The organism is Aporhodopirellula aestuarii (genome assembly GCF_023701485.1).
GTDB classification, from domain to species: Bacteria; Planctomycetota; Planctomycetia; order Pirellulales; family Pirellulaceae; genus Rhodopirellula; species Rhodopirellula aestuarii.
In genome coordinates this window covers 1-11,517 of sequence record NZ_JAMQBK010000070.1, presented here as the reverse complement: position 1 = coordinate 11,517, position 11,517 = coordinate 1, and the positions used below count along the sequence as shown (strand labels likewise).

Here is an 11,517-nt window from a genome sequence, read left to right as displayed (position 1 = left end):
GCGGGCTGTTGTTTTAGTGAGCCGACGGCGCTAGCCGCGGGCCTAACGGCTAGAACGTGCCCATCGGAGGCCCGCAGCTAGCGCTGTCGGCTCACTAATTTTTGCGAAACGCCTAAAACAACACCCCGCGAGCCGCCCGGTGAAACTCAAACATTTTCCTTGCTGTCACCGGACGGCTCGCGCCGTTCCGCTACTTTTAAAATCCCGCAAGAATTCAATCGACGTCCCCATCGCATTGGGTCAGCCTCCGGTTCTGGCAACCCTCAAGTTTAGTTTGGACGATACCCGTCAGACTAACTCAGATAGCCCACCGGTCTGTCCGGCGAAGCTCTCCGTCTCGAGTCCCAACTGCTGCAACATCGTGACGAACACCTTCGTCAACGGCTGATCATCCTGGGCAGGTTCTTGCATCCAAGGCTCGGGCACCCCATCGAATAAACCACCGACAGCACCGGAGCCGGCATAATTGAGAAATTGCCCGTGCTTAAACCCCATCGCCTTTCCGCCCGCCAAAATGACCGGATAGTTTTGCGATAAGTGGAACGCACTGGATGCGGAACCGAATAGCAATAGGGTGTTGTCGAGCATCGTTCCCTCGCCGGCCGGTTCCGGCGTGTCGTGGAGTCGAGACGCAAACCGATAGAATTCCCGGTTGAGGAATCCACAATAGGTCGAAAAACGTTCCCAGCCGCCGGGTTGCTTGGTTTCGTGCGACAGGGCGTGGGCCAAATTGAAACCGACCGCGCGGGCCAAACGGTCACTGATACCAAACGCGTTTTCCCGACCGATCTGGTATGTCGCCACCCGCGTCGAATCCGTGCGGAATGCCAAGTAGATCAGCTCGAACATCGTCCGGACATAACGTTGCGGGTCTTCCGGCGACACGTCCAAGTCGAGGTCTCCGGTCTCCACATTGGGCAACGGAGTGTTGACCCAGCGTTTGGCTTTCTCAACGCGGCGTTCGGCTTGCCGAACTGAATCCAGGTATTCGTCCAATCGCTCGCGGTCATCACCGGCCAAGTCACGTCGCAGACTTTTGGCATCGGCTAGCAATTCGTCCAACGCACTCTTACTTAACGCCAACCGTCGTTCGGCATCGGCATCGCGTTTCACAAACAGCATGTCGAAGACACGCTTGGGCCGATGCTCAGCGGGAATCGCGCGCCCGGTACGGGTGAACGACATCGTATGTGTACCACGCGGCGTTCCGGTGCCCCCATCGGTCGACAGCACCAAAGACGAGAACCGCGTTTGATCACCAACCTGGTTCGCGTAAACCTGGTCCAAAGAGATCGAGTTTTTATACGGGCCGTCCGATCCCGTGGCAGCCGCCGTCAAGAATTGGTCCGCATTGGAGTGACCATGAACTTGACGCACCGCCGGATGAGAAAACCCCGACATCACCGTAATCTGGTCTCTCAGCGGCTGAAAAACTTCCATGCACTTCGTGTAGGCAAAGTTCGTACCGTTGCCGTGCGGAAACCAAGACCAGTCTTGATAGGCGGGGTCCTCGGCCAACGGCATCGGGACACCGTCGGGAAAGTAGAAGCAGCCTAATCGCTTCACGTTTCGCGGTGAGCTTCCATCTGCCCCCGATTGCCCCTCGGCGGAAGCGTCCGACGAGGAACTCGCGCTGAGATTAACGGCAGAACCGAACACGGGCAGGGCGAGAGCGACCCCGGCTCCACGCAGAAAACGTCGGCGGTCCAATGAGTCCAAATTCAATTTCATCGTGTCGTTCCTACAGGGGGCGGGTCGAACGCTGAACGCGCTTGCAAATCGAGGGGTTGTGGAGGGAGGAGTGGGAGGAAGGGAGGTATCGCGAGCGAAGCTGTGGAAGGTTATCGAACCGGGGCAATCCTAGGCGTCGGACGTTGTCACGGGGCCAGGAACAGCTCGCTGGCAACAAGTCGGTGCACCAGAGTTTTTAGTCCGTCGCCGTCTTGCCGCACGGCGCGCGTCACTTCTTCAACAGCAGCGTTATCACTGAAGGCCAACGGTCGACCCAAGGCAAAGATGGCGAGCTTTTCGACCATCGCGCGAACGACTTGATCCTGCCGACTGTTGAGCAGATAGCGTTTGAGTCCATCAATGCCGTCCAAAACTTGGTCGTTGTACAACGCAGAACTGGCATCGACCGGCAGCCCTTTGACTTCGTCTCTCCATTGACCGATGGCATCGTAGTTTTCAAACGCGATTCCCCACGGGTCAATCTTTTGGTGGCAAGACATGCAGGCCGCCTGATTGCGATGGTCTTCAATACGTTGTTTCAGAGTCAGCTTCGCAATCTCCGGATCCGCCAAATCGATCTCCGGAACCGCCGCCGGTGGTGGTGGTGGCGGATCGTTCAACAAACACTTCAGTATCCAGACGCCTCGTTTGAGCGGATGTGAGTGTTCGCCGTCGGAATTCATCGCCAACAAACCTGCTTGGGTCAAAACTCCGCCGCGTGTCGGTTCGTCGTTGAGTGAGACTCGGCGAAACTCGTTGCCTTCCACGCCAGCAATTCCGTAGTGGACCGCCAATCGCTCGTTGACCGTCGCGTAGTTGGCGTGGATGACATCGAGGACGCTTGCGCCGGTCCGAAGCAACTCCGCAAAGAAAGCCTGAGGCTCCCGTTCCATAGCCTCTTTCAACGCCGGGTCGAACTGGGTGAAACTTTTATCGACCGACAAGTACGACAGTGCTTGGAGGCCGAGCCACTGGCCGACAAAGTGTCGTACGAAACGTTCGTGGCGAGGATCGGCAAGCATCCGATCCACTTCCGCATGCAGCACCTCTGGCTGATGCAGTGTTCCGGAGGCGGCCAATTCCAACAATCGCTCATCCGGTACGCTACACCACAGGAACAGCGACAACCGAGTGGCGAGGTCGCCGGCGGCCAAACCACGACTGGCCGAAGCGACCGCCGTCCGGTTACTCGACATGGAAGACGTCAGTGCAACCTGCGCGTGAGCTGAAACCGGCGAAGCCGAGACTACCGGAGACGCCATCGGCTTGGGAGCAACGTACAAGAACTTCGGAGACGTCAGCACGGTGGCGAGTACTTCCAGCATCGCGTCCTGAAAATCCTCACAGCCACCACGTATTGTCTCGAAGAGAGCGAGCTTATTCTCCACCGCGGCGGAATCCACCGGTGATCGCCATGCGCGTGGCATGAACGACGTCAGAATATCGCGTGCGTAAGCAACTTCTTCCTCGCGTGACAATTCTTCGCTGGCCCGATTATCCGGAAAGATTCGCTGGTGTGATTTTGGTGGCCACTGATGGTAAATCGGCGCCACGACCTCGACCGACTCGATCACGATATCCGCTGGCTGGTCGCCACCTCGGGGAACCGAGCTGTTGACGAGCCGAATGTATTCCGACGGGCTGGGAAAACGTCCCATCGTTGATGTCTTGCGTTCCGCATTACGCGGATCGATCTCGCCAATTGGGATCAGCCACTCATACGTTTCCGCCTCTCCCGGCGCGGCCGTCACCGGAGTATCCCGCTTACTGACTCGCACGTCGGCGCGGCCCTCGTTGGTCGCTCGCCAACCGAAAACCAATTGCATGCTCGGGATCCGTTTTTGGTCGGGAGCACGCGACGCGCGGACACGCACACGCAACAAGCCTTCATCGGGAACCTGATTTCCAAGTTCGATGGTCAGATGAGGATTCCTCCCCGCGGGGAGCACGGCGACATGAGTCGCCTCGACCGCGGACGTCTGCTGTGGAGACGTTTCAACAGGCTCAATCGCATACTGAGCTCCGCTGTACTCCCATTTCGCACGCGTCTTTTCTCCAGTCGCAACGTTCAGGTAGTAAGGCCCGGTACCTGGATTGCGATAGAGCCTCGTCGCCGTCTCGATTTGTTGTTCACGTTTTTCAGCATCGTCCTCGAATCGCTTCTCAAGCCTTTTGATTTTTGCCTGATACATTCGTTCCTCGATCGCCGCTGCATCCGACATGCTGTGTTGCCAACGGACCAGGTCAGGACGCGGCCCTCGGACGGTCACTCGATCCAACGCACGTCGTGCAAGTTGTCGATAAGTTTCGAACTGGGATACCGAGAGATGCAGTGAATCGGAGCTGTTTTCAAAACCATCCTCCGAAACCGACTCCGGTGGCAGGTCCTTGGCGAAGTCCCACGGCTCGCCCAGCAAATCCTGTAACGCGTAGTTGTATTCGTACTTCGTCAAACGGCGAAACGACGTATTAGATTCGCGTGCCCGACGCGCGATGGATGCGAAATGGATCTCGCTGCTCAACCACTCGACGACCGTTGCACGATCCTGATCAAGCATTTCCACTTCATTGGGAGGCGGCATCTCGCCATTGTTCAACGCCCTGAGCACCTCTTCCCACCATTCGGCATCACCACCGTCGACTAAATCAGGATCGATCGCGGTAATATCAAAGCTCGCTTCTGCGCCGTAGGGACCATGACAGTCGACGCAGGCCTCATCCAAAATCGGTTTGATCTTTTGAGCAAAGGTCAACGCATCACGCTGCGGAGGCTGCTCAACGGTCGCTTTGGACGCTTGGAGATAGGCAGATTTTTCGGCCCCCAACGTTTTCAATTCGCTCAGGGACGGAATGCCGGGCGGAGCCGTCTTGGTGGCTCGCCTCTTATCGCCTTCGCGCCCAGCATCGGCTGTTCTCATTTCGGCCGATTTCATTTCGGCACTGATCACGACGCTCAGACCACCTTCCATCGCGAGGAAGCTGATCTGCCCCCACGCGAAGCAGGCAAACATCCCGAAAACGTGGGGTAATCGTAGGGTGCAACGGGGCGACCACATATAAAACCAACCTCTTGAATTGCCGCCTTACTTGCAATAAGCCCAAAGTTTCCGGGCTCTGATTTGTTCATACAGCTTAAATCTATACAAGAAATCAACAAGTTTAATAAGGGATTTTGACAGCGGCACGCCGTCTAAGATCGCCTATGGGCGGTAGTCCTTCGCAACCTTGTCCTGTTGAGCAAAAAGCGGCCTTTCGCCGCATCTAAAAGCTCGACTCGAAAGGGGTCAGGCGGATTTTTTGTGTGAGAGTCAGGTGAATGTTCATCTACCTGCTAGCGGGCGGTGCGTACTCAAATCCTCCGCACCAGCCTCATGCTTTGTTAGCATTGAAACCCGATGCACGACCAGACGGCTCCCGCCATCCCACTAGCCTGGCTCAGCGGCAGGCCGTGAGCCCTCCGGTGTGCGACATCCGGTACAAGCACCCCCAAAGCCCTGTTTCGATAGGACACCAGCCCCATCTATGGGGCGGCGGGCCACGTCGATTTCTTTCGCGATACGTCGCAAGCGATGACCCTGCAACATTCGGTTACTTGCACGCAACGATCCGATCCAAGCTTGGTAAGCTACAATGCACTCGAGCGAGAGCTGAATCCCATCCGGCCCGACCGGTGTTTCGGCGAACTCGATCGGTGTTTAAGCAAAGCAGATCCGCGACGGAATCGGAAGGAACTGCGGAACGGCCCTCCAGGCACACCGAAATGCGGGATGAAACGGAATCGCAAGTTGCTCCATTCTTTTCGCCAGCGTGAAGCTGGATCCATCAACGCTGGCGGCAACCGATACCGTAAAAAATGACTTCCTCGTTCACTCCATCGCGTGATCCAATGTCAATCCGCCTCTCATTGCTGTGCTTGGCGTTGCTAGCGGCTAGCGGTGGCGTCAGTCATGCCCAGACTCGACTGTTAATCCATTTGGATCGCCCCCAGCAACAGATTGTTGTGATGGGCGCGGATATGGAGCGATCGGCGGCCGCTCTGCAAACCGCCAAGAATAAAGACGAGATCATCCGGTGGCTCTTCGACGGCACCGAAGGGGTCGATTACCTACGCGTGTCTTTCAACAAACATCAAGAGCCGGAACGTGACAACAAGAAGATGGAGATCTATGACAAACAAATCGCTTCCATGAAACAGATCAAGGCGGTACGGCCGGGTATTCGTTTCTGGGCGACACCCAAAACCGACTTCGATGGTTACGGAAACGAAAACAACCTGCCCGACTGGATCTATCGGGGTGGCGGGTACAACGGCGGAAAATACGATCCGGATCAGCTGGAGACGGGGCTCTATGCGAAGTTTCTGCTGGACTATCTCGAGTTGATGCACCGCAACGGTGTCTCGATATTCTGCTTGTCGCCGAGTAAGGAATGGTCTCAGGTCATCTCTCCCGAAAAAACCTCGCAAGTCATTCGATATCTCAAGAACGCGTGTCGTGCCCATCAGGTACCAATGCCGATCATCGTCGGACCGGCAAGCTGGTCAGTCACCGGCGGCATCCGCGACCTGAAGCAGATCCAGAAGTTAGGTGATGGATCACTCTATGCTGGTTTCTGCACGCACAAGTACAACAACTCCGGAAGCGAAGAAAACGTCCGCAAGTTTGTCCAGTTGGCGGCGTCGATGGGCAAACGAGCGTTCAATGACGAAGCCGGCATGGGGGCTGCCGGAAGGACCTCGGGTGTTGAGCCTGACTTTGGCAGAAGCATATCCAGTTTCTTCAACCGCGCGGGAGACTACCGGGCCGGTCTGGCGGGAGAGATTTTCTTTGAGAACTGGTCCCGAGGGATCAATTCGGAAACCCGTTCCATCTATTTCAAGAGAGGTGGCGTGGGCAAACGCATGCGAGCCCATTGGCTATTTCTTGAGTTTGCCGCCACGACCATGAACGGTTGGTATGTACCGAGTCTGTTTGGAACCCCTCAAGAAAACCTGGAAACGATGGTGTTTTGGAAAGGGGAACAGTTGACCCTTTGGCTGATGAACCAAAATGAAACCCAACCAGAAACGATTGACATACGACTCAGTGGCGGTCGTTTGTCCGACGCAAAGGCAGAGATCGTAACCTGGAGCAAAGACTCGCAAAACATCCGAGGGGATCGCGTGGAAGCAAAGGCCGCATCAGCCACCCAACTTATCTTCGAGTCCAAGCCTTCATCAATCAACGTGATCCGGCTTCACCTCACACGCAAGTCTCGCTGACGAACGCGAAACCTGCGTTCGCGGGACGGGGTGAATCGCGGATTTGCCCAACACCGTCGCGTTGGGACGTTGATTGTTTTAGTGCCTTTTTTAGCGGAACGGCGCAAGCCGTCCGGTCCCGAGTCACCGGACGGCTCGCGCCGTTCCGCTACATTTGAAATCCTTCAGTAATGCAATCGACGTCCCTTCGCGACGATGGAATTTACTTTCGAACCAAGAACAGTTTCATTGACCGTGGTAGCCCATTCGATTTTCACCATTGACTGCACGGTTCATCGGATTGACTTCAAACACAGTATACAGTCTCGCTTTTGTATTCGCACGGTTCTAGAGATTGCAAGCCCCCATTGATTGCCTACCGGCTTATCCCCGCAGAGAACCGATGGGATTAGTTGTCGACCACGACCTTGCCCATGGCTTTGCCGCTTTCGAGTCTCGCGTGAGCGTCGCCGATTTGCTCCAGCGAAAACTTTTGCTCATCCAAGACGGGTTTCAGAGCCCCCGATTCCGCGATCACGGCGAGGTCCTTCAGGATCGCCCCGTGGGCATCGCGTCGGAAGTTGTGAAGCATCGGAATCAGCATGAACACCACGTGCAACGACAAGCCCTTAAAGTGAGCGGGCGTTAGGTCGAGCTCGCACATTGAAACCGTCGTCGCCACTTGCCCATTGAACGCCGCGGCCTCGAACGACTTTGTCAAGTTTGCTCCGCCGACCGAGTCAAAAACGAGTTCAAACCCGCTGCCGCCGGTATGCTTCGCAACATAGTCCTCGACCGATTCCGATTTATAGTTGATCGCCGTCGCTCCCAACTGTTCGATCAAGGCCAACTGTTTTTCGCCTCCGCCGGTCGAATAGACTTCCGCGCCCCAGTGCTTGGCGAGTTGCACCGCGACGTGCCCAACGCCGCCAGAGCCACCGTGAACGAGAACTTTCTGACCGGGCTGAATCCCAGCGCGCTGCAAACCTTCGTAAGCGGTGATTGCTACCAATGGCAAGGCGGAAGCTTCACGCATGGACAGGTTCTTGGGTTTCCGCGCCAGGAGATCGGCGTCCGCGACGATGTATTCGGCAAGTGTCCCCGGCAAGTCGGCCAGCCCACCGGCACATCCGTAGACTTCGTCTCCCACTGAATAGTCAGTGACATCATCACCAACGGCTTCAACGGTCCCGGCAAAGTCCATTCCCAAGATGGCCGGCGTGTCCGGGGACAGCGGAAGATCCTTGCCCATGTTGCGGATCATGGTATCGACCGTGTTCACGCTCGACGCTGCGATCTTCACCAGAACGTGGCCCGGCTTGACACTGGGCGTTTCAACTTCGGCTGCTTCAAAGGAGGCATCTTCACCGTACGAATTGAGAATCATCGCTTTCATGGTTTTTCCTGTTTTTTAATTAGCTAATGGAAACGCATCGCTCGTCGTGAGTTGATTTCCTGAACATTTTTCACCAAGGCAATCCAGTTTGCGTTGGTAATCCGTATCGCGTTGCATGTCTTGTTTATCCGCGATGGCGAAACGATTGATGGCCGGCGGTTTGCTCGTGGCTTGATAGAGCCAATAAGCTTCGACCTTCCACGTGTCGTCAGTTGGTTTGACGGTTGATGCGTGGGCCGTCTGCTGCCACCGCCTTTTTCGCTTCGCGGTCGCATTGCAGCTTCAAGCAGACCGCATCAAGGTCCGTCAATCTTTTTGGGCTCAGCAAACTCACAGAGGGAACATCACTCGCGACAGCTAGCACACTCTCGTTCCAATATGCTTTGAATGTCGTGTTACCTTCGTAGTTCATTCCCGAGGCCCTTGTTCTACCAGCGGCGACAGACACGTTAACACTTGCGTTTGCAGTGCTCGGTACTCATGTTATAGGTAGCCCCGAAGCGGACAAGTACGCACTTTTTAGGCACGTAGGCACAAAATGGATACCAAAAATGAGTCGCGACACACGAACTACGAACTGCCCGCGTGCCCCGTTGAGGCGACGCTGGAACTGATCGGCGGGAAATGGAAAGGCATCATCCTTTACTACTTGCTCGACGGACGGCTTCGGTTCAGCGAGTTGAAACGCAAGATCGGTTGCGTGACCCAGCGGATGCTGACCAAGCAACTTCGCGAACTCGAAAACACGGGGCTGGTCAATCGAATCGTCTACGCAGAAGTTCCGCCGCGAGTCGAATACGAACTGACCGAAGAAGGTGAATCGTTGCGGCCGATTATCAACGCCTTGAAAAAATGGGGAGAAGCCCACGCGTTAAAACTGCTTGAAAAAGCCGCGACCGAGATGAAAGACTAGCGTTTCATCAGCAGTGAAAACGGGGGTGAGACCGGACGGCTCGCGCCGTTCCGCTACGCCTTCTAGCGGCAGGGCGCAAGCCCTCCGGTACAGAGTCACAAGATTTCGGGACACGAGAATTTGGGTCGCCACCTCGAAATGTCGCCACCTCCAAGTGTTGCCACGCCCTCTACGTTCAAGCGCGTATCAGCGATATCCGGCACTCAATGACTTGACAAATTGCCGCATACCTGTATCATACAGTCATTCGTGTCATCGAGCTCGCAGAGATGCGGTCAGATTGACGCGAACCGCAATTGACATGACTCAGCTTGACGGAGGTGATGATGAATTTTGGTTCCGAATCCTCGCCCGGGTTCGCAATCGGGCGTGTCGCTTATCTGATTCGTGCTGGCATGTCAGCGGTTCTAAAGGAAGCGGGCTGGCCGTTTTCTCCCGAAGAGACGCAATCGTTGATCACGTTGCTTGATGCCGGCCAACCGCTGAGCATGAACGAGTTGGCATCGCTGATGATTCGTGATCCGACGACCGTGAAACGCCAGTTGGATCGGCTTGTCGAAAACCAATTCGTCCAGCGGAATGCATCGAGTGAAGACGCTCGCATCGTAATGATCAGCTTGACTCGCCGAGGCAAACAACGACTGCAAAAGGTCCTCCCCGTGCTGGACGAGCTGCGAAAAACGGCCTTGAAGGGAATCCCAAAGTCGGAGCTGGAAGCAACACAAAACGTTCTGCGAAAGATGCAGATCAACTTAACGAACCACCTCGCAAAGGATTAAGTAAATGAACAGATATCGTTTCTCACTCAGTATCCGTAAAGGTTCGCGAGCCGTCGGCCTATTCTTCATCCTCGCGCTGACGGCTGGAGTTGCCAGCGGACAAACGCAGGTCGATCCCGAGACGGCACTGCGAATGCTGAACGCTCAACAGCAACAGTTCGAGAAGGGAGTCGTCAAAGTTGCGGACAACGTGTTCACCGCCGTTGGTTTTCATGGCGCGAACACTTCGATGATCATCGGCACGGACGGCGTCATTATCATCGATACTCTCTTCGGTCCGAGTAGTGCGACCAACGCTGCTGAAGCATTCCGGCAATACAGCGACAAGCCGGTCAAAGCGATCGTCTATACCCACAGCCATGGCGATCACATCGGCGGAGCCAGTGCCTTTATCGGCGATGAGCAACCGGATATTTACGCCACGGAAAGTTTTGGTTCCGCCGAAGGCGTCAACCAAGCGGTCGACCCGGTCAAGCAGAAACGGAACGTGCGTCAGTTCGGCCGAAAGCTCTCGCCAGCCGAAAGCACCAATCGCGGTGTGGCACCGGCGGGTACCGACGATGGCGATCGCGGCAAAGGGTTCCTTCCACCGACCGTCACCGTCCCCAACAACGGACTCAAAACAACGATCGCGGGTGTCGAACTCGAATTCCACATCGCACCTGGGGAAACCGATGACGCGATGTTTATCTGGCTACCCAAAGAGAAGGTGTTATTCGCGGGCGACAATTTTTACAGTTCCTTTCCAAACCTGTACGCGATTCGAGGCACGGCCTATCGCGACGTACTGGATTGGTCCGAAAGCGTTGGCAAGATGGCCGCGTTGAAACCACACGTGGTCGTTCCTGGCCACACAATGCCTATTCGAGGACAGGAAGCGGCGACGACGGCGTTGACGGATTACAGCGAAGCGATTCGAAGTGTGTACGACCAAACGGTGCGAGGCATCAACGCGGGAAAAGGTCCCGATCAACTTGCTCACGAAGTCGAACTCCCTGAGCATCTACGAGACAAACCGTACCTGATTCAGTTCTACGGTGCGGTGCCGCATGCGGTACGCGCCATCTATTCCGGATTGCTGGGTTGGTACGACGGCAATCCAACGACGCTCAATCCGCTAGAGCCAAAACTCAAAGCCGAGAAGATGGCCGAACTGGCCGGTGGAACACAAAAGCTTACCGAACAGATGGAAGCCGCGCTGGCGAAAAACGAGTACCAATGGGCGTTGGAACTCTCGGACCACGTCAAGTGGCTGGACACCGCCGACAGGAATCTCGCTCGCAAAGTCAAGATCGCGGCTCTACGAGGCCTGGCCTCGAGGGAGTACAACGCGCCGAACCGGAATTACTACCTCAGCTATGCCAACGAACTTGAGTCGGGCCAGTTGAGCGAAGTATGGTTTTAAGCAGGTAGGCTGGAGTCATTCGGTATAACGACCATTCCGCTGATCGTGATCGGT

Annotated in this window: 8 protein-coding genes; 4 read left to right on the top strand and 4 right to left on the bottom strand. The window is 55.8% G+C overall.

Annotated features, from left to right (window positions below):
• Window positions 1-288 precede the first annotated feature (288 nt).
• Window positions 289-1,731: a DUF1552 domain-containing protein gene (locus tag NB063_RS24930; RefSeq protein WP_250931749.1), complete on the bottom strand. Its 1,443-nt coding sequence runs from the start codon at window positions 1,729-1,731 to the stop codon at window positions 289-291.
• A gap of 146 nt (window positions 1,732-1,877) precedes the next feature.
• Window positions 1,878-4,742, bottom strand: coding sequence for a DUF1592 domain-containing protein (locus NB063_RS24925; protein ID WP_250931748.1), 2,865 nt, complete (start codon window positions 4,740-4,742; stop codon window positions 1,878-1,880).
• An 875-nt stretch (window positions 4,743-5,617) separates the two neighbouring features.
• Between NB063_RS24925 and NB063_RS24920 the strand changes: the two genes are divergently transcribed.
• Window positions 5,618-6,991, top strand: coding sequence for a glycoside hydrolase (locus tag NB063_RS24920; RefSeq protein ID WP_250931747.1), 1,374 nt, complete (start codon window positions 5,618-5,620; stop codon window positions 6,989-6,991).
• Window positions 6,992-7,379: 388 nt separating this feature from the next.
• Here the strand turns inward: NB063_RS24920 and NB063_RS24915 are convergent, their stop codons facing one another.
• Together NB063_RS24915 and NB063_RS24910 are read right to left on the bottom strand one after the other, a co-directional pair.
• Window positions 7,380-8,366 (bottom strand): zinc-dependent alcohol dehydrogenase family protein, encoded by a 987-nt coding sequence (locus tag NB063_RS24915; protein ID WP_250931746.1) that lies wholly within the window; start codon window positions 8,364-8,366, stop codon window positions 7,380-7,382.
• Window positions 8,367-8,574: 208 nt separating this feature from the next.
• A complete protein-coding gene (locus NB063_RS24910; RefSeq protein ID WP_250931745.1) occupies window positions 8,575-8,778 on the bottom strand; it encodes a hypothetical protein in 204 nt (67 codons plus the stop codon).
• A 126-nt stretch (window positions 8,779-8,904) separates the two neighbouring features.
• Here NB063_RS24910 and NB063_RS24905 point away from each other — a divergent pair, with 126 nt between their 5' ends.
• The 3 genes from NB063_RS24905 (at window position 8,905) to NB063_RS24895 (ending at window position 11,463) form a co-directional block, all read left to right on the top strand.
• Window positions 8,905-9,279, top strand: coding sequence for a winged helix-turn-helix transcriptional regulator (locus tag NB063_RS24905; RefSeq protein WP_250931744.1), 375 nt, complete (start codon window positions 8,905-8,907; stop codon window positions 9,277-9,279).
• 326 nt (window positions 9,280-9,605) lie between these two features.
• Window positions 9,606-10,058 carry a MarR family winged helix-turn-helix transcriptional regulator gene (locus NB063_RS24900; RefSeq protein WP_250931743.1) on the top strand — a complete coding sequence of 151 codons (453 nt, stop codon included), beginning with the start codon at window positions 9,606-9,608 and terminating at the stop codon, window positions 10,056-10,058.
• A gap of 133 nt (window positions 10,059-10,191) precedes the next feature.
• Window positions 10,192-11,463 (top strand): alkyl/aryl-sulfatase, encoded by a 1,272-nt coding sequence (locus NB063_RS24895; protein WP_250931750.1) that lies wholly within the window; start codon window positions 10,192-10,194, stop codon window positions 11,461-11,463.
• Window positions 11,464-11,517 lie beyond the last annotated feature (54 nt).